Annotated in this window: 20 protein-coding genes; 8 read left to right on the top strand and 12 right to left on the bottom strand. The window is 70.5% G+C overall.

Annotated features, from left to right (window positions below; all coding sequences use genetic code 11):
- Nucleotide 1 precedes the first annotated feature (1 nt).
- Genes IEY12_RS11400 through IEY12_RS11410 form a run of 3 tightly spaced genes read right to left on the bottom strand, consistent with a single transcriptional unit; the run spans nt 2 to nt 2,065 of the window.
- Nucleotides 2–502, bottom strand: a complete 501-nt coding sequence (locus IEY12_RS11400) for a hypothetical protein (RefSeq protein WP_188883839.1) — start codon at nt 500–502, stop codon at nt 2–4.
- Nucleotides 499–1,503 carry a signal peptidase I gene (locus IEY12_RS11405; protein WP_188883840.1) on the bottom strand — a complete coding sequence of 335 codons (1,005 nt, stop codon included), beginning with the start codon at nt 1,501–1,503 and terminating at the stop codon, nt 499–501. Before IEY12_RS11405 ends, IEY12_RS11400 begins: the two co-directional genes overlap by 4 nt.
- A gap of 16 nt (nt 1,504–1,519) precedes the next feature.
- Nucleotides 1,520–2,065: a hypothetical protein gene (locus IEY12_RS11410; protein WP_188883841.1), complete on the bottom strand. Its 546-nt coding sequence runs from the start codon at nt 2,063–2,065 to the stop codon at nt 1,520–1,522.
- 146 nt (nt 2,066–2,211) lie between these two features.
- On the opposite strand from IEY12_RS11410, the gene IEY12_RS11415 reads away from it, so the two are divergent.
- On the top strand, nt 2,212–2,664 hold the full coding sequence (locus IEY12_RS11415) for a hypothetical protein (protein ID WP_188883842.1): 453 nt from the start codon (nt 2,212–2,214) through the stop codon (nt 2,662–2,664).
- Here IEY12_RS11415 and IEY12_RS11420 read toward each other — a convergent pair.
- Entirely contained in the window at nt 2,636–3,589 is a 954-nt protein-coding gene (locus IEY12_RS11420; protein ID WP_188883843.1) for an oxidoreductase, read from the bottom strand. The two genes, IEY12_RS11415 and IEY12_RS11420, sit on opposite strands and share 29 nt — an antisense overlap.
- Nucleotides 3,590–3,649: 60 nt before the next feature.
- Nucleotides 3,650–4,576, bottom strand: a complete 927-nt coding sequence (locus IEY12_RS11425) for a thiamine-phosphate synthase family protein (protein ID WP_188883844.1) — start codon at nt 4,574–4,576, stop codon at nt 3,650–3,652.
- Between the two features lie 112 nt (nt 4,577–4,688).
- Between IEY12_RS11425 and tenA the strand changes: the two genes are divergently transcribed.
- From tenA to IEY12_RS11440, 3 genes are all read left to right on the top strand, one after another.
- Nucleotides 4,689–5,354 carry a thiaminase II gene (gene tenA, locus IEY12_RS11430; RefSeq protein WP_188883845.1) on the top strand — a complete coding sequence of 222 codons (666 nt, stop codon included), beginning with the start codon at nt 4,689–4,691 and terminating at the stop codon, nt 5,352–5,354.
- Nucleotides 5,351–5,995: a TenA family protein gene (locus IEY12_RS11435; protein WP_229871201.1), complete on the top strand. Its 645-nt coding sequence runs from the start codon at nt 5,351–5,353 to the stop codon at nt 5,993–5,995. The genes tenA and IEY12_RS11435 overlap by 4 nt, the downstream gene beginning before the upstream one ends.
- 128 nt (nt 5,996–6,123) lie before the next feature.
- The gene (locus IEY12_RS11440; RefSeq protein ID WP_188883846.1) at nt 6,124–7,599 is read left to right on the top strand and encodes a sodium:solute symporter family transporter; all 1,476 of its coding nucleotides are present in this window, start codon (nt 6,124–6,126) and stop codon (nt 7,597–7,599) included.
- Nucleotides 7,600–7,679: 80 nt separating this feature from the next.
- Here IEY12_RS11440 and IEY12_RS11445 read toward each other — a convergent pair whose 3' ends face one another.
- A complete protein-coding gene (locus IEY12_RS11445) occupies nt 7,680–9,014 on the bottom strand; it encodes a hypothetical protein (protein WP_188883847.1) in 1,335 nt (444 codons plus the stop codon).
- Complete coding sequence (locus tag IEY12_RS11450) at nt 9,011–9,694, bottom strand: hypothetical protein (RefSeq protein ID WP_188883848.1); 684 nt, start codon at nt 9,692–9,694, stop codon at nt 9,011–9,013. The genes IEY12_RS11445 and IEY12_RS11450 overlap by 4 nt, the downstream gene beginning before the upstream one ends.
- A gap of 123 nt (nt 9,695–9,817) precedes the next feature.
- Between IEY12_RS11450 and IEY12_RS11455 the strand changes: the two genes are divergently transcribed.
- Together IEY12_RS11455 and IEY12_RS11460 are read left to right on the top strand one after the other, a co-directional pair.
- A complete protein-coding gene (locus tag IEY12_RS11455; protein ID WP_188883849.1) occupies nt 9,818–10,747 on the top strand; it encodes an ABC transporter ATP-binding protein in 930 nt (309 codons plus the stop codon).
- Complete coding sequence (locus tag IEY12_RS11460; RefSeq protein ID WP_188883850.1) at nt 10,744–11,532, top strand: ABC transporter permease subunit; 789 nt, start codon at nt 10,744–10,746, stop codon at nt 11,530–11,532. Before IEY12_RS11455 ends, IEY12_RS11460 begins: the two co-directional genes overlap by 4 nt.
- 159 nt (nt 11,533–11,691) lie before the next feature.
- Here the strand turns inward: IEY12_RS11460 and IEY12_RS11465 are convergent, their stop codons facing one another.
- Entirely contained in the window at nt 11,692–12,159 is a 468-nt protein-coding gene (locus tag IEY12_RS11465; protein ID WP_188883851.1) for a universal stress protein, read from the bottom strand.
- Between the two features lie 132 nt (nt 12,160–12,291).
- Between IEY12_RS11465 and IEY12_RS11470 the strand changes: the two genes are divergently transcribed.
- A complete protein-coding gene (locus tag IEY12_RS11470; RefSeq protein ID WP_188883852.1) occupies nt 12,292–13,689 on the top strand; it encodes a GntP family permease in 1,398 nt (465 codons plus the stop codon).
- Nucleotides 13,690–14,015: 326 nt separating this feature from the next.
- Here IEY12_RS11470 and gfo6 read toward each other — a convergent pair whose 3' ends face one another.
- The 4 genes from gfo6 to IEY12_RS11490 form a co-directional block, all read right to left on the bottom strand.
- Nucleotides 14,016–15,086 (bottom strand): D-xylose 1-dehydrogenase Gfo6, encoded by a 1,071-nt coding sequence (gfo6, locus tag IEY12_RS11475; RefSeq protein ID WP_188883853.1) that lies wholly within the window; start codon nt 15,084–15,086, stop codon nt 14,016–14,018.
- Nucleotides 15,087–15,135: 49 nt separating this feature from the next.
- A complete protein-coding gene (locus tag IEY12_RS11480; protein WP_188883854.1) occupies nt 15,136–17,763 on the bottom strand; it encodes a glycoside hydrolase family 2 protein in 2,628 nt (875 codons plus the stop codon).
- Between the two features lie 72 nt (nt 17,764–17,835).
- The gene (locus IEY12_RS11485; protein ID WP_188883855.1) at nt 17,836–19,449 is read right to left on the bottom strand and encodes a GMC family oxidoreductase; all 1,614 of its coding nucleotides are present in this window, start codon (nt 19,447–19,449) and stop codon (nt 17,836–17,838) included.
- Entirely contained in the window at nt 19,446–19,985 is a 540-nt protein-coding gene (locus IEY12_RS11490; RefSeq protein ID WP_188883856.1) for a gluconate 2-dehydrogenase subunit 3 family protein, read from the bottom strand. Before IEY12_RS11490 ends, IEY12_RS11485 begins: the two co-directional genes overlap by 4 nt.
- Nucleotides 19,986–20,111: 126 nt before the next feature.
- On the opposite strand from IEY12_RS11490, the gene IEY12_RS11495 reads away from it, so the two are divergent.
- On the top strand, nt 20,112–21,254 hold the full coding sequence (locus tag IEY12_RS11495) for an ABC transporter ATP-binding protein (RefSeq protein ID WP_188883857.1): 1,143 nt from the start codon (nt 20,112–20,114) through the stop codon (nt 21,252–21,254).
- The last annotated feature ends 19 nt before the right edge of the window (nt 21,255–21,273 follow it).

Consider the following 21,273-nt stretch of genomic DNA (forward strand, 5'->3'; position numbering starts at 1 on the left):
ATCAGGTCGTGACGGTAGTCGAACGGTTCGGTGCGGAGACGGTGACGCCGGCCCCGTCGGCCTCGACGTCGAAGGCGAGCGAGCTGCCGTCGCTCGCGGTCCCGTCGACGGCGACGTCGACGGTCCGGTTCGCGCCCGCCGCGAGGGTGACCGACGCGCTGTCGCCGACGGTCGCGCCGTCGACGACGAGGTCGGCGTCGCTCGCGGCGTCACCCCGGAGCACGACGGTGACGGTGGTGGACTGACCGAGGTAGTTCGTGACGGTGACGAGTCGGCTCGTCTCGTTCGCGGTGACGGCGTCGGCGACGTCGAGCGCGAGGAGGCCGTTCGCGTCGGAGGCGACGGGGACGGACGACCCACGGTCGAGCGCGCCCGTCGTGTACGCACCGCTACCGGCGACGCCGTAGGCGAGCGCGCCGACGAGCGCGAGCGAGAGGACGGCGACGAGCGTCGTGTGCGACCACCCGCCGGACCGGCTCCGACTCCGGCGTCGGCGACTCACTCGAACCCCTCCACGAGGAGGCGGCGGAGCCGCGACCGGGACGCCCGCAGCCGCTCGCCGCCGTCGACGACGAGGGCGACGAGCGCGAACAGCGGGGCGAACGCGAGTGCGGTGCAGGCGAACGCGGCGAGCAGCGGGTGGATGGCGTCCAGTCGCGCGACGGTCCCCTGCGGGAGGACGGCCGGATAGCTCCGTATCGCGACTTCCACGGGGACCGGGCCGGGCGTCGCGGGTGCGCGAACGGTACCGGTGGCGGTGACGGCGGTGGCGTTTCGCGTCGTCTCGACGGCGTGCAGGCCGGTGGTGTGGACGACGCGGGTCGCCCACGGCTGGTCGGCGACGCCGACGGCGTAGGAGACGGTCTGCGCGGTGCCGACGGCGAGCGTCGAGGCGGAGCCGGTCGCCGTCGCGTCCTCCACGGCGAGGAAGGTCTCGGAGTGCGACGCGCCGCCGAACGCGACGACCGCCGCGGTCCCGAGGAGGCCGGCGACGAGTAGCGGGTAGACGACGCTTCGCGCGCGTTCGGGTCGGTCGCTCGCGGGGGCGTCGCGGCGCGCGCCGAGGAGGCCGGCGGCGGCGAGCGCGCCGATGAGGACGGCGACGTTCTCGCGGGCGATCCGGACGGCGCGCCCGAGGCCCGGGAGGAGCACGGGGTCGCCGTTCCACGTCAGCACCGCGCCGACGATGGCGTCGCGCGCCACGGGCGGGTAGCCGGCGCGCTGGTCGGTCACGGGGTTGTTGTCGCCGCGCGTGAGGTAGCCCTCGGGCGTCTCACCGACGACGCGGTGCGTGGTGTAGTCGCCGCGCGCGGCGCTCCAGAAGGTCACGATGTCGCCGGATTCGACGTCCCCGGCGGGGACGACGACGTAGCCGTCGCCGACGCCGATGGTGGGCTCCATGCTGTCCGAGTAGACGTACGACACCTGTACGGGCGCACCGGCGGGTGCGGCGACGAGCAGTGTCGAGAGCACGAGGACGGCGAGAACGGCGATGCGGAACAAGAACGGGGAGAGGTGCTTAGGCGTTGACCGTGACCGTCCCGGAGAGGTCGGTGCTGTTGTTGAGGCCGGTGGTGTCGACGCTCACGACGACGTAGTGCGTCTCGTCGGGATCGGCGGTGAAGGTAGTACTGGTCGTGTCGACGGCGGTGCCCACGTACCCGCCCGTGGAGTTGTAGACTGCGAGCTCGACGTTATCGCCAGAGGGGTCGGTGTTGTCGAACGCGTAGCCGAGCTCGAAGCTGTGCGAGGCGGCGCCGTTGTTGGTGACGTTGAACGCGTACGTCGGCGAGGAGGTCGTGTTGTCGCCGATGCTGAACGTGCTGTCGCCGTTGACGCCGGAGGCGGCGCTGTTCGTGAAGTCGATGGTGAGCTGGCCGTTGCTCCCGGTCCGGACGAGGTCGGTCGAGGCGTTCCCGGGACTGAGCGCGATCAGACCGGCGTCGTCAGCGACGACGTCCATCGTGGACGTCCGGTCGACGGACGCGGTCGTGAACGCGCTCGCGCCGACGGCGGACGCGATGACGACGATTCCAAGTGCGAGTGCAGCGATTTTGAGACGCATACAGACTAAACAGAGTACGTTCGGACCGGAAAGGTCGCTGTCTATTCACTTACCCGCGCGCGTCGAGAGCCTATCTGAATAGGGTCGGGGGCCGACGGCGGTGACGGGGAGACAGAGCTATGGGCCTGTGGTCGCTGGGTCGTGCCATGGCTGAACAGAGCACGTACCGACGCCTCGTCGGCATCTACGCGAAGGACGCGACGGCGACGGCGACGGGGGTCGTGATCGCACTCGTCGCGTTCTTCGGGCTCCCGGTCGGGCCCATCGAGGTACGACTACTGCTCGCGCTCGCGGTCGTCGGGACGCTGTTGAACCTCTTCGAGTTGCACGCGCCGGAGGAGCGAACGCGGGGGTTCACGGTCGCGTGGGTGCTCGCCGGCGGCGCCCTCACGGTCGCGTTGTTCGTCGTCGGCTTCCTGCTCGCCGCGCCGTTCGTCGAGGCGGTGTACGCGGGCCTCGCGTCGTTCCTCGTCACCTCCATCGGCCAGTACGTCGCGGTGGTGTCGACGAAGCCCATCTGGGGCGACGAGGAGGAGGAAGAGGACGCGGAGCGGCCGGGGTCGGAGTTACCTACGCAGGGGCGGGGAGGTCGTAGGTGACGCCGGTCAGTTCCTCGGAGACCGACCAGAGGCGCCGGGCGGTCGCGCGGTCGTAGGAGCGCTCGCTCGACTCCTGCGTGGTCGGGTGCCCGCGCATGTTCCGGAAGCCGCCGGGGCCGACGTACTCGCCGCCGTCGACGCTCGGGTGGGTGGCGGCGTAGAGGAGCGGCCACGCGCCCCGCTCGGCGGACTGCGCGAGGAGGGCGTTCGCGGCCTCCATGAGGAGGACGCGGAGGCGCGAGCCCTCGGCCTCGGGGCCGCGCCGCTGGAGGTTCGTCGCGGCGTAGCCGGGGTGGCAGGCGACGCTCGTGACGCTGGCGCTCGCGGCGCGCAGCCGGCGGTCGAGCTCGTAGGCGAAGAGGACGTTCGCGAGTTTCGACTGCGCGTACGCGCCCCACTTCTCGTAGTCGACCTCGCCGTGGAGGTCCTCGAAGTCGATGCGGCCGTTCTCGTGGACGCCGCTCGACTGCGTGACGACGCGGGACTCGCCGGTGGTCCGCCGGAGGACGGGGAGGAGGCCGGCGGTGAGCGCGAAGTGCCCGAGATGGTTGACGCCGAACTGTGTCTCGAAGCCCTGCGCGGTCTCGGAGCGCGGAATCGCCATCACGCCCGCGTTGTTGCAGAGGACGTCGAGCGCGTCGAACTCGCTCCCGTACCAGTCGACGAACGCGCGCACGGAGTCGAGGTCCGCGAGGTCGAGTTCGCGGACGGTGAGTGACGCGCCCGGGTAGTCGGCTTCGACGTCGGCCTTCGCGTCGCGGCCGCGCTCGGTGCTCCGACACGCCATGACGACGTGCGCGCCGCTCGCGGCGAACGCCTCCGTCGCCTCGTAGCCGATACCGCTGTTCGCGCCGGTGACGACGACGGTCCGGCCGGCCTGTGCGGGCATCTCGGTCGGCGTCCACTCGGCTGACTCGTCGAACATGCGTTCAACTCGCACCGCCAGCCGTATAACTCGTGTCGCCGCGGTGTGTGCCGCCGCGACTCACTCGGCCGCGGCGACGAGGGCGAGCGCGCGCGAGACTGCGTCGCGGGCGTCCGTGCCGAAGACGTAGCAGACGGGTTCGACGCCGTACGCGCCGCGGTGATAGGCGACGGCGGGGACGCCGTCCGCGAACGCGCGCCGGAGCTCCGCGTCGCGGCCGTCGTAGTCGGCGTCGAACTCGACAGGGTCGTCGCCTCGCTCGCGGGCGGCGTCGAGGAGGGCGTCGCTCGTCGCGAGATTGAGCGCACCCCGTATCGTCGCGTCGCGCTCGTTGGCGGCGAGGAGCGCGCCGGCGACGTGCTGGGACGCGCCGAAGGCGGGGTCGGAGGGGACGTCGATACGCCCGCGAACGGCGTGGACGCGCCCGGGGACGGCGGCGACGTCCGCCTCTCCCGTGGGGTCGGGGAGCGCGCTCGCGACGTTCGTCCCGACGTTCGGGACGTGTGCGGCGGCGTCGGCGTCGGCGGCGAGCGTGCGGACGGCGACGCGGACGTCGCGGAGGCGCTCGCGTTCGCGCGCGGCGGCCGCATCGGGTCCGCGCACGCAGAGGTCGCATTCGAGGCCGTCGAGCGCGGGCATCGCCTCCTCGTGGAGCGCGCAGACGGGACCCCGGTCGACGAACGACTGGAGGAGGGTCTCGATTTCGACGAGCGCGTCGTAGGCGTCGAGGTCGCCGTCGACCCAGCCGTCGGCGACGCGCGCCGCGGTCCGCCGGAGGCGCTCGTCGTCCGCGAGACGCTCCTCGACGTGCGCCTGCCCCGCGAGGTACTTGCTCACCGCGGCCTGCGTGATGCCGAGGAACTCGCCGATTTCGCGCTGGGCGCAGCCGCGCTCGGCGAGTTCGTGCGCGAGCGCGACGCGAACGGCGGGGACGAACGACTCGGCGACGATTTCGGCCGGGAGGCGGAGTCCGTCTCGCTGCTCCATCGGTGACTACTGGATTATACCACCCAACCATACCTCTGTCGGTGGCGGGACGGCGAGGGTATAATTGAGTTATACAACAAACTATTACCCGTATCGCCGCCCCCGTTAGCGCATGCCCATCAGCGACGACCTGCTCGACGCGGGAGAGGCGCTCTGGCGCGCACAGAAGACCCACCCGTTCGTCACCGAGTTGGCGGACGGCACGCTCGACGAGGCGGCGTTTCGCCACTGGGTCGAACAGGACTACCGCTACCTCCTCGACTACGCGCGCCTGTTCGCCGTCGCGGGCGCGAGAGCGCGCGACGAAGCGACGATGACGACGCTCGTGGGGATCGCGCACGACACGCTCGCCGAGGAGATGGACCTCCACCGCGAGTTCGCCGCCGACTACGGTATCGCGCGCGAGGAGCTCGAGTCGGTGAGGAAGGCGCCGACGTGCGAGGCATACACGGGCTTCCTCGTGCGCACGGCCTACGAGGGGTCGCTCGCGGAGATCGCGGCCGCGCTCTACCCGTGCGCGCAGGGCTACCTCGACATCGCCGCGCACGCCGCCGAGCGCGCGACGGGCGAGCACCGATACACCCCGTGGCTCGAGGCGTACACGAGCGACGAGTTCCGGGCGGTCGTCGAGCGGATTCGCGACTTCGTCGACCGCTGTGGCGAGCGCTCCCCGGGCGAGCACGACGCGATGCGCGAGGCGTTCCTGACGAGCGCGCGACTCGAGTACCGCTTCTGGGAGATGGCGTACACGCGCGAGGGCTGGGAGGTGGACGCGTGAGCGACGGCGTCGAAGCGTTGCGCGACGCGAGCGCGTGGGACGCCGCCGTCAGCCACGAGTTCGTCGGCGGACTCGCGGACGGCACGCTCGACGCGGCGGTCTTTCGGGACTACCTCGAACGGGACTACGCGTTCGTGGAGACGCTCGCGGGCCACATCGGCCACGCGGTCGCGGACGCGCCGACGATGGCGGCGAAACGCCGCTTCTCCGAGTTCCTCGCGACCGTCGTCGGCCCCGAAGACGACTACTTCGAGCGGGCGTTCGACGCGCTCCCCGGGCCCGCGCTCGCCGACGCGGACCCGGACGCGGGCGACGTCGGCGCGGCGTTCGCCGACTGCTTCGCGCACGCCGCAGCGGCCGGCGGCTACGCGGAGACGCTCGCCGTCCTCTGTCCCGTCGAGTGGGTCTACCTCGAATGGGCGAGCGCAATCGAGACCCCGCCGGAGCCGTTCCACTACCGCCGGTGGGTGGAGATGCACGCGAACGAGGCGTTCCGCGAGTTCGTGACGTGGCTCCGCGCGGAACTGGAGCGCGAGCTCGAGCGGGTGTCCGCGCGTCGCGCGGCCCGCGTGGAGCGCCTCTTCGTGCGCGCAGTCGACCTCGAAGTCGCATTCTTCGACGCCGCGCTCGCGGACCCATAACCTAGTTATACCACAACATTATATACCGGTGAGCGGCCACTGCGGGACGTGAGCGACCACGACACGCCGAGACAGGAACCGACGCCAGAGACGCACCGAGCGGCGAGTGACGGAGCGGAGGTGGCGTGATGCTCGACGCGACGCTCACGCTCGCCGTCGCCGTCGTCGCGCTCGCCGCGACGAGCGCCGTCGGCGTCTGGTACGCGCGTCGCGGCGAGCGCTCCCTCGACACCCTCCTCACCGCACGCGGGAGCGCGAGCGAGGGCACCACCGCCGCCTCCATCGTCGGCTCCGTCATGGGCGCGTGGATCCTCCTCAGCCCCGCCGAAGCCGGCGCCGCCTACGGCGGCCTCACCGCCGTCCTCGGATACGCGCTCGGGAGCGCCGTCCCGCTCCTGCTCTTCGTCCCCGTCGCGCGACGCGTGCGCAGCGTCATGCCGGACGGCCACTCGCTCACCGAGTACGTCCGCGCGCGCTTCGGCACCGGCTTCTACCTCTTCGTCCTCGTCGTCTCCGTCTTCTACATGTTCGTCTTCCTCGCCGCCGAGATGACGGGCGTGACCGCCGCGCTCGCGCTCGTCGCCGGCGTTCCGCCGTGGGCGACCGCCGCCGTCATCGGCGGCTTCGTCCTCGCCTACACCGCCTACGGCGGCCTCGTCGCCAGCCTCGTCACCGACACCGTCCAGACCGCCGTCGCGCTCCCACTCCTCGTCGCCGCCGCCGTCGGCGCGCTCTGGCAGGTCGGCGGAACGGGCGCCGTCCACGGCACCGTCGCGCGCGAGACCCCACAGCTCCTCACGCTCACCAATCCGGCGGCCGTCGCGTTCGGCTTCTACGTCGTCTTCGCCGTCCTCGGCGCGAACGTCCTCCATCAGGGGGTCTGGCAGCGCGTCTGGGCCGCCGAGAGTACGACGTCCGTCCAGCGCGCCTTCGGCGTGAGCGCCGTCGCCGTCGTCCCCCTGATACTCCTCGCGGGGCTCTTCGGTGTCGTCGCCGCCGCGCGCGGCCTCGTCGACGGCAACGCCGGCATCTCCTTCTTCCTCGTCGTCAACGACGTCTTCCCGCCGTGGCTCGCGCTCGGCGTCGTCGTTCTCGCCGTCCTCCTCGTCGCCAGCACCGCCGACACCGTACTCAACGCCATCGCGAGCGTCGTCACAGTCGACCTCGCCGAGTTCAGCGATGCCGACGAACGCACACTCACACGCGTCGCGCGCGCCGCCACCGGCCTCGTCGCGCTCGCCGCCGTCGTCGTCGGCGCACAGGGCTACGACGTCCTCACGCTGTTCTTCCTCGCCGACCTGCTCGGCGCCGCGACGTTCGCGCCGTTCGTCCTCGGCCTCTACCTCACCTCGCTCGGCGAACGCGGCGCGCTCACCGCCTCCCTCGGGGGACTCGCCGTCGGCCTCGCGTTCTTCCCCGGCGTCGCCGGCGTCCTCGGAGAAGCCGGTCTCCCCGTCTCGCCCTCGTTCTTCTGGGTGTTCGTCGGCTCCACCGCCGTCTCCGTCGCCGCGACGCTGCTCGCCGCCGCCGTCTCCACCGGGGAGTACGACTTCCGCGCACTCGGCCGCGTCGGCGCGCGCCTCACGGAGGTGAGCGAGCGATGATCTCGGAGCTGGGGTTCGCCGCGCTCGTCTGGGGCTCCGTTGCGCTCACCCTGCTCGTCCTCGCGTACATCCTCGCGACGCTACGCTGAGAGCGCGCCGACGACCCGCTCGCTCGCCCCCGGGACGGCCGCCGCCACGTACGCGACCCGGACGTAGCGCCCGACGTCGCGCACGAGATAGGTGACGGGCACGGGGTCGTCGTAGCTCGCGAGTTCGTCGTCGCTCCGCCGGATCGTCTCCGGGAGCCACCGGAGCCCGAGCGCGTTGAGCCGTGGGTGTCGGCCGCCCCGGGCGCCCGTGAGCGCCGTGACGGCATCGGAGCGGATCGCGACGACGTCCTCGGCGTTCTCGACGGTCGCGTAGTCGCCGCTCTCCACGGCCGCGACGAGCGCGTCGAGCGCGCGCAGGCCCGCGAGCCGGCCGTGGTGCTCGCGGATCGCGCCCGCGACGCGATCCATCTCGCGGTAGTAGCTCGCGTCGGACTGGACGTCGAAGAGGATGTCGTCGAGCGCGCTCCTGACTGCGATGGCGTCGATGTCCGCGTCCACGAGGTCGCTGCCGTGGTCGGCGTCCGAGACGTCGCTCGCGCGCTCCGCGACGGCGTTCGCGAGCGTCGCCTCCGCCGCGTCGAAGGTCCCCGCGTACGACCGCGTCGCGTCGAGCGAGGCGACGAAGCGGTCGTAGAGGTATGCGGCGTCCGCGACCGCGACGCGCGCCGATTCGAGCGCCGCCGCCTCGTCGGCGACGGCGGGCGGCCCGTCCGGGGCGGGGTCCACGAACGACCGGGGCGAGCGGAGCGACCGGATGCTCGTCCGGGCGTTCGCAACGAGGTCCTCGAGTTCGGCGTGCACGAGGAGCGCGCGCACGGCGTCCTCGGGGCTCCCGACGTAGCGCCAGCGCTCCCGGAACGCCCGCACGTCGTCCGCCACCGGCGGGGCGCGCTCGCGGACGTCCGCGCGAGTCAGCGACCCGTCGACCGCGCGCCACCCCGCGCGCGCCGCGGCGGCCGCCCGGCGCGCGTCGCGGAGCGCGTCGAGCGTCCCGGCGTCGGTCGAGGCCGACCCCGCCCGGTCGAGGGCGTCCGTCGCGTCCGCGTAGCGCTCGGCGAGCGCGTCGCGAACCGCGCCGTTCGGCACGTCGTCTCCCGTGAGCGGATGCGGGACGGCGTCGAGGTCGGCGCGCGCGCTCGCCGCCGCGCGGTCGAGGTAGTCCGACGCGACGGCGACGGGGAGCGGCGTGGGGATGGTCGGCAGGTCGCCGCCGAAGTCGTCGAAGGGCGCCGTCTCGACCGTCGGCTCGGTGTCGTCCCCGTCGATGGGGTCGAGGGCGCTACAGCCCGCGAGCGCGCCGAGGCCGACGGCGCCGACGCCCGCGAGGAAGCCGCGTCGGTCGCGGCCCGAATCGGCGTCGCTCATCGCTCGCCCCCGCTCGCGGTGTCGCTCGCGTTTTCGGGGAGCGGGCCGGCGTCGAGCGGGGGGCGCTCCGTCCGGTTCTCGATTTCGCCGGGTCGCGGACTGCAGCCGCGACTGCTCCACGAGGAGCCGTGGCTCGTGACGGCGTCGGGGTCGAGAGCGTCCGGGATGCGAATGAACCACGCGGTCACGTCGTCGGCGTCCGCCTCGCAGGCGTCGGACGCGTCGCGGTAGTAGCTCCCGTAGTCGATGTCGATGCTCGTCGCCGTCCAGTTCACGTAGCAGAGTTCGAGGCGGTGGCACGCGCCGACGGACCGGTGTTCGAGATAGACGGTCTCGGAGCCGTAGTCGGTGGCGTCGAGGAAGTCGCGTGCGGCGCTCGCCTCGACGCCGTCGGCGAAGCGGACGCGCTCGGCCGTCTCGTCGGTGGCGATGAGCGGGCGGCCGACGTAGCGCGGCGGCGACTCGGTGGTCGTCGTCGCGTCGCGCGGGCGGACCCACGCCAGCAGGCCGTTGCCGCTCGCGCGGAGGGTGACGGTATCGGGGTCGGCGAGCGTCGTGCCGGACAGCGACCGGTCTGGTGCGCTCTCTGAGGACGACGAGCTACCGTTACAGCCGGCGAGCGCGCCGAGGCCGACGGCGGCCGCGCTCGCGAGGAACCGTCTGCGCGTGTGGAGGGCCATCTCTGGACGGGGTGACGGAAACCGGGCACAAAAACCCGTCCCTGACTGCGGCGCGCGTTCGTGCGAAGGAGTGTCACGGTCTCACCCAAGGGCTATACGCCGCCTGTCTGAACACCTACCCGTATGGCCGCCATCGAAATACGGTCCCTCCGGAAGCGATTCGGCGACGTCACCGCCCTCCGCGGTATCGACCTCACCGTCGAGGAAGGCGAGGTGTTCGGCTTTCTAGGCCCGAACGGCGCCGGGAAATCCACCACCATCGACGTCGTCCTCGACTACCTCCGTCCCACCGACGGGTCGGTGTCCGTCTTCGGGCACGACGCCCAGACGGAGACGAAACGCGTGCACGAGCGTCTCGGCGTCCTCCCGGACGCCTACGGCCTCACCGGCCACCTCACCGCGCGCCAGCACGTCCAGTTCGCGATCGACTCGAAGGACGCCGACGACCACCCGCTCGAACTCCTCGATCGGGTGGGAATCGCGGAAGCCGCCGATCGGAACGTCGAGGGCTTCTCGAAGGGGATGAAGCAGCGCCTCCTCCTCGCGTGCGCACTCGCCGGGTCGCCCGACCTCCTCATCCTCGACGAACCCTCGACCGGCCTCGACCCGAACGGCGCGCGCCGGATGCGCGAGATCGTCCGCGAGGAAGCCGAGCGCGGCGCGACCGTCTTCTTCTCGAGTCACATCCTCGGGCAGGTCGAGGCCGTCGCCGACCGCGTGGGCATCCTCGCGGACGGCGAAATCGTCGCCGAAGACCACATCGCCGACCTCCGCGACGCCGTCGGCGACGCCGGCGGGACGCTCGTCCTCACGCTCGACCGCGCGCCCACGGAGTCCGAGCTCGCCGCCGTCCGCGGCGTCGACGGCGTCTCCGGTGTCGACGTCCGCGAGAACGCCGTCACCGTCGCGTGCCCGGCCGAGCGGAAGGCCGCGGTCGTCGACGCGATACGCGGGGAGGGCGCGGTGCTCCTCGACATCGAGTCCCGCCAGACCTCGCTGGAGGACCTCTTCGCGACGTACACCGACGGCGCCGAGGGGGAGGTGGAGCGATGAGCTGGCGTGTCGTCGCCGAGCGCGACGCGCGCGACCCGTTCCGCTCGATGAGCGCGCTCGTGCTCTTCGGCCTCTTCGGCCTGCTGTTCGCCGCCGTGGGCTACCTCGCGTCGGGGAGCACGGGCGTCGCCGGCATCCTCGGCTCCGTCGCGAACGGCATCGTCCCGCTCGCCGGCTACGGGATCTGCTACGGCGTCATCGCCGGGAAGCGCGACAGCGGCTCGCTGCGCGTCGTCCTCTCGCTCCCGCACTCCCGGCGCGACATCGTCCTCGGGAGCGCGCTCGGCCGCCTCGCCGTCCTCGCGCTCGCCGTCACCGTCGGGTTCGTCACCGCCGTCCTCGTCTTCCTCGCGGCGGGCGGGGGCGGCATCGACGCGACCGCCGTCCTCCTGACGTGGGCGCTCGCCGTCCTCTTCGCCGCCAGCGTCGTCGGCGTCGGCGTCGGCATCTCGGCGGCCGCGCGGACGGCCGGACGCGCCGTCGCGGGCGTCGCGAGCGCGTACGTCCTCTTCGTCGTCGCGTGGAACTGGATCCCGGGCCTCGTCCGCTACGTCATCGGTGGCTTCCGCTTCCCGACGGGCCCGACGCCGACGTGGGCGACGGTGTTCGCGTACTGTAACCCGGAGCGCGCGTACGCGGTGCTCTCGTCGACGGTCGCGAACCGCGCACCGCCGGTATCGAGCGAGGTGTATACGTCGCCCGGGTTCGCGCTCGCGGTGCTCGTCGCGTGGACGGTCGTTCCGCTCGCGCTCGGCTACCTGCGCTTCGAGCGCGACGACCTCTGAGCGACGCGCCCGCGCGCCGTTTCGACGGAGTTATATCGAACGCGAAAATACGGATGGGTAGCGACTGCTGTAGCAGTGTTCTTCTTGCTCTCGTTCGCGTGTCGTTCGCCCGGCGGCGCGGTGGGTGAGCGCCGCGACGGGTGAGCGGCGCGGAGTGCGCTACTCCTCGGACTCCGTGTGCACGGTGACGTAGCCGTCGAAGTCGAGGAGGATGCGCTGGATCCAGTCGCCGAAGAGGGCCTTCCCGGCGGGCGAGCGGCGCCGGCCGGTGACGAAGATGTGGTCGCAGTCGTAGTCGTCGGCGGCGGAGAGCGTCGCGGTCCCGTAGCCGCCGTCGATGACGCGAACGGCGACCTCGTACTCGACGTCCACGCCGTCGAGGGCGTCAGCGACGTAGTCAGCGAGCGCGCCCTCGGCGGCGTCGATGAACTCCGCCTCGTTGTCGTAGGTGACGCCCTCGATGCCGCCGAGCGCCTCGAACTTCTCGGCGTCCGAGCTGAGGTGGCGTTCGGTGGCGAACGTCAGGACGGTGAGCGGCGCGTCCGCGCCGCGTGCGTGTTCTGCTGCCTCGCGGAGGAGGTTCGAGTGTGCTTCCGACTCTTCGACGACGACGAGTCCTCGATGCATAGTCGGGGGTAACGACTCCCATCTGATAAAACCCACTGTCTATAATTAAAAATAATCATTCTCTTATAGTAACACCATGTCCAGTATTGCATAATTTTTATGTGGTGGGATTATCGTTCGTGAGATAGAGCGATGTCAGCAACACTCCCAGCACTCGCAGCGTTACTAATTGGCGTCGCCGTGGTCGTCCTGCTCCTCGTCGTGTGGGACCTCCCGGCGTTCGTCGGCCTCGTCATCTCCGCGCTCGTCGTCGGAGTCGTGAACGCAGCGCTCCTCCCGGACATCGCGTTCGGCTCGATACCCGGGGACGTCGCGACTGCGTTCGGGAACAACATGGCGGGTATCGGTATCCCCATCCTGATGGCCGCCATCATCGGGAAGTCGATGACCGAATCGGGCGCCGCCAACCGCGTCGTCCGGTCGTTCCAGTCCATCGTCTCGGACAAGAACGCCGACTTCGCGCTCTGGGGGAGTAGCACCATCCTCGCGATCCCGGTGTTCTTCGACAACGTCTTCTACCTCATGGCGCCGCTCGCGCGCTCCATGCGGGCCCGCATCGGCGATAACTACGCGCTCTACATCGCCGTCGTCGGTGGCGGTGGCACGGCCGCGCACGCGTTCGTTCCGCCGACGCCCGGCCCGCTCGCCGTCGCCCAGGAACTCGGACAGGGTACCTCGATCCTCGGTACGACCATCGTCATCGGCCTCGCCGTCGCGATCCCGTCCGCGCTCATCGCCGGCGTCGCCTACGGCCGCTTCATCAACACGCGCATCGACATCCCGCTCCGGGAGTCGATGGGCACCACCGCCGAAGACCTCGAAGAGCAGGCGAAGAAGTCCACGGAGAGCCTCCCCGGCTTCTTCGAGTCCCTGCTCCCGATCTTCGTCGCCGTCGCGTTCATCGCCGCCGGCACGTTCGTCACGACGTTCAAGGACATCTACCCGTCGCTCGCGGCCGTCCAGCCGTTCACGAACTTCATCGGTGACGCGAACTTCGCGCTGACCGTCGCCGCGATGGTCGCCGCGCTCACCTACCTGCGCATGGACGACTTCCCGCGTCAGGTCTGGCAGGACGAACTCACCGAAGCACTCCAGAACGGTGGTAACATCGCCGCGATCACCGCCGCTGGTGGCGCGTTCGGTGCGATGCTCGCCGCCTCCGGCATCGGCATGGTCATCGCTGACGCCCTCAGCGGCGTCGGCATCGGCCTGCTCATCACGGCGTGGCTCATCGCCGCCATCGTCCGCATCGCACAGGGGTCCGCGACCGTCGCGATGATCACCACCGGTGGGATCATGGCGCCGCTCGTCCCCGAGCTCACCGTCCACCCGGCCTACCTCGTCATGGCCATCGGCGCGGGCGGTATCACGACCTCGTGGTACAACGACTCCGGCTTCTGGATCGTCAAGGAGATCGGTGGCCTCACGCAGATGGAGACCCTCAAGACGTGGACGGCGGTCACGTCCATCCTCTCGGTCGCCGCGCTCGTCATCGTCCTCATCTACTCGACGATCCTCCCGCTCGCCTGAGCGACGACGAGACAGCCGCGACCTCCGTTCGACCCGTCGGTCGGCGTCGCACGCGCGACGCTTCTTTTTCGTTCCGCCGCTTCCGGATAGAGTCGTTGAGCGGGTTCCACACCCGAGGATCGTTTCTCGACGCTGATTGCCGCATCACAGCGACGCATAGACGGCTCGCGCGTATCGTTCGAGTCGGGGCGGCACGAAATAGGTTCCGGGAGAAGCGGACAGTATGAGGGAGGACTTTACGCGATTATTCCCGTAATACGTCGGTACAGACGGTGCAGTCGTCCGACGATACCGGCAGAAGCGGCTGCTAGTTGCGGGGTGCGCGCTCAGTCGAGCGCGACCGTCTCGCCCGACTCGGCGGACTCGTGGAGCGCCGCGAGGACGCGCATATCGTAGAGGCCGTGCTCGCCGTCCGCGTAGACCGGCTCGTCGGAGAGGACGCGGTCCGCGAAGTAGTCGAACTCCTCCGTCATCTCGTTCACGTCCTCGGCTTCCGCCGACACCGAATATCCCTCGCGGTCGAGTTCGAGGCGACACTCCATGTGGAACGCCGGCGAGAGCGTGAGCTTCCCCTCGGTGCCGGTGATGGTCAACTCCGTGTCGTCGTAGGCGTTCTGCGTCGCCGTGAACGCCGCGTGCACGCCGCCCTCGTAGACCGCCGTCGCCGTCGAGCGCTCGTCCGGGACGTCCGCGAACGCCTCGTCGTAGGACGCCATCTGCGCCTGCACGCGCACCGGGTCCGCGCCGAGGACGAAGCGCGCCGTGTTGATCGGGTAGATGCCGAGGTCCATCATCGACGTCCCGTAGCCGCTCGCGTCCGGGTCGAGGCGCCACTGGTTCGGGTCGTCGATCAGCGAGAGGATGGGCTGGGAGTTGTTCCCGTACACCTGCACGGGCTCGCCGATGGCGCCCGCCTGCACGAGGTCGCGCGCGCGCCGGACCGCCGGTTCGGTGTGCATCCGGTAGGCGACCATCAGCGGGACGTCGCCGCCCTCGGCGGCCTCGACCATCGCCTCGGCCGTCTCGACGCTCTCCGCCATCGGCTTCTCGCAGAGCACCGCCTTGTCGAGGTCGGCCGCCGTCTCGACGTACGCGCGGTGGTAAGCGTTCGGCGTCGCGATGTAGACGGCGTCGTACTGCTCGGCGAGCGCGCCGTCGTGGAAGTCGTCGCCCGACATCGCGTGCGGGACGTCCGCCTCCTCGGCGTAGCGCTCGGCCTTCTCCACGGAGCGACTGATGAGCACCGACACCTCACAGAGGTCCGTCTCGCGGATCGCCGGGATGGCCTCGTCGACCGTCCACCACCCGAGGCCGACGAGGGCGAACCGGACCGTCCCCTCCGTCGTCGTCTGCCAGTCGCGCTCCGCGAACGAATCGAAGACGTCGTCGAACTCCATAGCGATTAATCCGCAGAGCGGACAATAAATATGTGTGGAACGCCCCGCCTCACTCGGCGAGGAGGCGGTCGAGGACGGCGCGCGCGACCGGGTTCTCGTCGTAGGCGTCGGTCACGCGGAGCGTGCAGACGTCGAGGCGCCCGTCGCCGAGCGAGCGCGAGACGACGGCACCGCCGGGGTTCTCGATCCAGCCCTCGACGTAGCCGACCGACACGTCGTCGGCCACTTCGAGGTCGCTGACGTACGCGTACGGGTAGAGGTCCGCGAACGCCCACCCCGGCACCGCGTCGAGTTCCGGGAGGAGGTCCTGAAAGAGGACGCCCGCACAGAGGTTCCAGCTCTCCTCCTCGGGGAGCGCGGTGTACGTCACGTCATCGACGGGCGCCATCCCGCCCTCCTCGTCCGGGAGCACGACGACGTGTCCGCCGTGCTCGACGAACTCGCGGAGCGTCGCGTCGACGGCGGTGACGACCGAGACGTCGGCGTCGCCGGGGACGTCGGCCGTCGCGTAGCCGTGCTCGGCGAGTACGTCGCCGAGTCCGTCGTCCTCGACGAAGACGGAGACGGGCGGCGCGTCGTGGGCGGCGTCGACCGCGACGTCGCGGCTCGCGGTGCGCTCGCCGTCCGTCACCGAGAGCGTGGCCGTCGTGAGCCCCGGGGCGGCGGGCGCCTCAGCCGTGACGGCGTCCGTGAGACGGGTCTGCTCGTGGGCCGGAACGGCGACGTCGACGGTGCCGGTCTCGCCGAACGCCGACCACTCCAGCGTCGCCTCGTAGGGTTCCGCAGTGTCGTTGGCGACGACGACGTCCGCGCTGACGCGCTCGCCCGCCTCGAAGGCGTGTCGCGACGGCGCGAGGTGGAGCATGACGGGGGCGTTGAGGCGCGCGAAGTCGTCGTGGAAGACCTTCTCCTCGCGCTCGTAGTCGAGGATGCCGTTGAACTCCCACTCGATGTCCGTGAGCTCGGTGATGACGTAGCCGGCGACGCCCTCGTGCTCGCGCATGTCGGCGATGATCGGCTCGACGGACTGGAACTCGCGGCGTTGCCACGCTTCGGCGAACGCGTCGAGCGAGTCGAAGACGTCCGCCGCCGGGCTCTCGGCGAAGCGCTCGCGGACGCCCGCGGGGCGCTTCATCCCCGTGAGGAAGTCGTGGTCGAACCAGTGGGGGTCGCCGCCGTCGCGGCCTTCGAGGCGCGAGACGTCGCAGAGCCCCCACGTCCCGAACTCGGAGACGAGGAGGGGGACGTCGGGGTCGGCGCGGACGTCGCCGTAGTTCTCCTCGGGGTGCTCGACGATGTGGTCGAGTTTCTCGCGCCACGCGCCCACGCGGTCGGGCGCGACGAAGTACTCGTGGTAGTCGTTGAGGTCGGTCGCGACGTGCGCCCACCCCGAGTTGTCGCAGACGAGACGCGTCGCGTCGAGTTCGCGCGCGTCCGCGTAGAACGCCTCGAGGTAGTCCTGCTTCTCCGTGTCCGTCCAGAGCGGCTCCTCGTCGTCGTCGTGGCCGATGCCCCACTCCTCGTTGTAGAGGCTCCACGCGATGACGCTGGGGCGGTTGTAGTCGCGGGCGACCATCGCCTCGAACTGCTCGCGAACCTCGCGCTTCGAGCGCTCGGAGTAGACGGCGGGGTTCGCGGGTTCCTCCCAGACGAGGATGCCGAGGCGGTCGGCGAGGTCGAGGAACGCCGGATGGGCGGGCTTGATGTGCTTGCGCAGGAGGTTGAACCCGAGTTCCTTCGCCGTCCGGATCTCGCGCTCGAACGTCTCGAGGTCGGCGGGCCGGTAGTAGGTGTCCGGGTAGAACGCCTGGTCGAGCGCGCCGCGCATCGTGAACGGCTCGCCGTTGAGGTAGAGCTCACCGTCCTCGCGGGAGACACTGCGCATCCCGAAGGTGTCCGTGTGCTCGTCCAGCGTCTCGCCGCCCGCCGCGAGGCGGACCTCGACGTCGTAGAGCGCCGGGTCGTCGGGCGTCCAGTAGTCGGCGTCCGGGATGGCGAGGTCGAGCGACGCCGTCTCGCCGTCGAGCGCGGCCGACTCGCTCGCGACGGGGGCGCCGGCGTCGTCGACGACGGTGACGTGAACGTCGGTCGGGCTGTCGTCGGACGCGGTGACGGCCACGCGGGCGGTGTCGTCCTCGAGGTCGGGGGTGACGCGGGCGGCCGCGACGCGCGTCTCGGGGACGGTGACGAGGTCGACGGCCTGCCACGGGCCGCTGACGCGCGTGTACCACGGGTCGCCCTGCTTGCCGTGCGGGATCTCCGAGATGTCCTCGGGGTCGCGGACGCGGAGGACGATAGTGTTCTCGCCGGCGGTCAGCGCGTCGGTCACGTCGAGGCCGAAGGGGAGATACCCGCCGGTGTGGTCGCCGACGCGCTCGCCGTTCACCCACACGGTCGCCTCGTAGTCCACGGCGCCGAAGCGGGCGAAGACCCGCTCGTCGCCCGCCGCGAGCGCGTCGGCGTCGAACGTCCGGCGATACCAGCCGACGCCGGTGTACTCGCGGAGGTCCGGTTCCTCCTGCCACGAGTGGGGGACGGAGACGTCGCGGGCGTCCGGCCACGCGGCGTCGGGTTCGTAGAACGCCTCGTCGAGCCCCGCGTCGTCGGGGTCCGTGATGAACGCCCAGCGACCCGAGAGCGTGCGCGTCGCGTCGCGAGCGTGTAGCGCCTCGTTCATTATCAATGGTGTAACTACCGGCGATCCTATTCTATCTTTCGGAGGGCACGAGGGCGGAGGGGCGGGTCCGGCTCAGAGGTCCGCGTGGATGTGGTCGGCGGCCTTGAGCGAGAGCGCCCCGATAGTGACCGTGGGGTTCATCGCGCCGCCCGTCGGGAAGACGCTGCTGGAGGCGATGGAGAGGTTCGAGAGGTCGTGGGTGCGCAAGCGCTCGTCCACCACGCTCTCGCTCGGGTCGGTGCCCATCCGCGTCGTCCCCATCGGGTGGCTCCCCGCCCACGGCTGCGTGGGGTTCGCGGCGTACGTCACCGTCACGCCGAGCTCGTCCATGATGTCGCGCTGGACGTCGAGGGCCTTGCGCGCGGTCTCCACGGCGTGCTCGCCGATCTTCCACGAGACGTCCGGGACCGGGTTCCCGTGGTCGTCCGTCTTCGAGGTGTCGAGCGTCACTCTGCTGTCCTCGCGCGGGAGCTGCTCGACGAGCGCCTCGGTGCCGACGTAGCCGCCGACGCGCGTCGCGAGCGTCGACGCCAACTCGTCGCCCCACGACCCGTCTGAGAGCGCGGCACCGACCGTCGTCGGCCCCGCGTAGTTCAACAGGCCGACGAAGAAGCTCCCCGGCGTCGGCTCCTCGTGGTCGTAGAACTGGTGGGTGACCGACGTGGTGAAGCCGACGCGGTGTTGCTTCGTCGGCTGGTCGAGGCGGCCGCCCATGCCGACGAGCGCGTGCTCCATGAAGTAGCGCCCGACCGCGTCGGAGGTGTTCGCGAGCCCGTTCGGATACTGCTCGGACTCGGAGAGGAGGAGGAGACGCGGCGTCTCGACGGCGCCGCAGGCGATGACGAACTGGCGGGCCTCCTGTCGGTGCTCCGTCCCGTCCGGCGTCGCGTAGACGGCGGCCTCGACCGTCTCGCCCGCGTCGTCGTGCTCGAGGCGCTGCACGGGCACCCGGTCGAGGACGCGCGCGCCCTCCGACTCGGCCTTCCGGATGTGGACGTCGCCGCTGTACTTCGCGCCGGACGGACAGACCGGCATGCACGTCCCGTAGCCGACACAGCCGCTCCGGCCGTCGTAGGACTCGTGGTTGCGGGCCTGTGGCACGGAGTGGAGCGTGATGTCGAGTTCGTCGCAGGCCTCCTCGAACAGCGTGTCCGAGTAGCTCGGCGGGAAGGCGTCCATCGGGAACGCCTCTTCACGCGGCGGCGCGAAGGGGTTGTCCGTGCCGCCGGAGACGCCCATCTCGGCCTCCACGTCCGCGTAGTAGGGGCGGACGTCCTCGTAGTCGAGCGGCCAGTCGACGCCCAGTCCGTAGCGGGAGTCCATCTCGAAGTCCTTCGGGTGGAGGCGCGGCGTGTAGCCGATCCAGTGCAGCGTCGTGCCGCCGACGCCCTTGACGCGCGTGTCGTTGAGCGGGTAGGAGACGCTCCCCGAGGACGTGAACGCGTCGCGCGCGCCGCCCATGTCCCAGACGTCGCTGCGGTCGTGGGCGGGGCGAAGCGAGCGCTCCATCCGACGGATGCGACTCTGGAGGTCGAATCGGGGGCCGGCCTCGAGGACGACGACGTCGTGGCCGCGCTTCGCGAGCGAGTGCGAGAGGAGACCGCCGGCCGGCCCGGCACCGACGACGCAGACGTCGGCGCGCTCGGAGGGCGAGCGGTCGATGGAAGGGGTGTCGTTCGCACTCATAGGCTCGGCTCCTGCTGGTAGGCGCCGAGGCCGCCCGGGTAGCCGGCCGGGTTCTCGGTGCCGGCGATCGCGCCGCCCTTCGGCGAGGAGAACAGCGCGTAGAGGAGGTCGTTGACGAGGTAGTACCGGACGCGCTGGCGGTCGTTCCCGTCGGGGTCGGGGTCGGCGTGTCGCTGGCCGAGCGCGCGCAGGACGTCGTCGCGTTCCTCGACGGAGAGGTGGCGGAACGCGGCACCGGCCTCCGCCTCCGCGCGCGAGTCGAGGACGGCGACGGCGTCCACCACCTGCGAGCGGTGCGCGTCGTCGTCCTCGAAGCGACCAGTGGCGTACGTCTCGACGAACTCGGCGGTGCCCTCGACCGAGGAGGGGTAGAGGACGTCGGCGAGCGAGACGAGCGTGCCGATCGGTTCGTCGGGCGTCGGTTCCCCGCCCCCGTCAGGGGGACGGTCGTCGGAGACGGTGTAGACGGCGGCGCCCCCGACACCGATTCCGGCGGCCGCGAGGGCAGCGATGGCGTCGCGACGCGATAACTCCATGATTATTCATACGGTTAGAGGAACTTAACGTCTCCGTCGCCCCGCCAGTGCGAGGATTCCCGGAATGTGTCACCGTAACAATGGAGAACAATTATGTACTATCCGACGAAGGATATAGTGGAAACCATGAGCGAAGTCGGATTTAACCACGTCAAGAAGATGTACGACGGCGACATCGTCGCCGTCGAGGACTTCAGCCTCGACATCGAGGACGGCGAGTTCGTCACGATCGTCGGCCCGTCCGGGTCCGGGAAGTCCACGCTCCTCCGAATGCTCGCGGGACTCGAGGACATCACCGGCGGCGAGATCACCATCGGTGACCGCGTCGTGAACGACATCGCCGCACAGGACCGGAACGTCGCGATGGTGTTCCAGAACTACGCGCTCTACCCGCACATGACCGTGCGGAAGAACATGTCGTACGGGCTGAAGCTTACGTCCGACCTCGACGACGAGGAGATCACCAAGCGCGTCGAGGACGCCGCCGAGATGATGGGGATCGAGGACCAGCTCGAGAAGAAGCCGGCCTCCCTCTCCGGCGGCCAACAGCAGCGCGTCGCGACCGGCCGCGCCATCGTCCGTGACCCCGACGTCTTCCTCATGGACGAGCCGCTCAGCAACCTCGACGCGAAGCTGCGCGCGCACATGCGCATCGAGCTCCAGCGCATCCAGGACGACCTCGAGACGACGACGGTCTACGTCACGCACGACCAGGAGGAAGCGCTCACGATGAGCGACCGCGTCGTCATCCTCGACCAGGGCGAACTCCAGCAGGTCGGCACGCCCGCAGAGGTGTTCGACGAGCCCGCGAACCTCTTCGTCGCCGACTTCATCGGCTCGCCGTCGATGAACTTCTTCGACGTCGAACTCGTCGGGAACCGCCTCGAGGGCGAGGCGTTCTCCTACGAGGTGTCCTCGGGTGTCGCCGAGCGCATCGAGGAGCGGCGCACCGACGACGAACTCGTCCTCGGCATCCGCCCCGAGCACATCCACTTCGCGGAGCCCGATTCCGTCAACGCCATCGGCGCGATGCTCGACGTCCACGAACCCGTCGGCGACGACAACTACTTCTACCTCCGAGCGGGCGACACCGAGTTCACCATGCGCATCATGGGCGACCACGCACACGACGAGGGCGACGAACTCACCGTCTCCTTCGACGAGGAGAAGATGCACGTCTTCGACAAGGCGAGCGGCGAGAACATCATGACGGACACGGGGACGCCCGTCTCCACGAGGTCCAGCGAGCAAGTGACACAGCAGACGTAACGTATCGCGACGGCCTCGC

It is taken from the genome of Halarchaeum grantii, assembly GCF_014647455.2.
In the GTDB taxonomy this organism is placed as follows: Archaea; Halobacteriota; Halobacteria; order Halobacteriales; family Halobacteriaceae; genus Halarchaeum; species Halarchaeum grantii.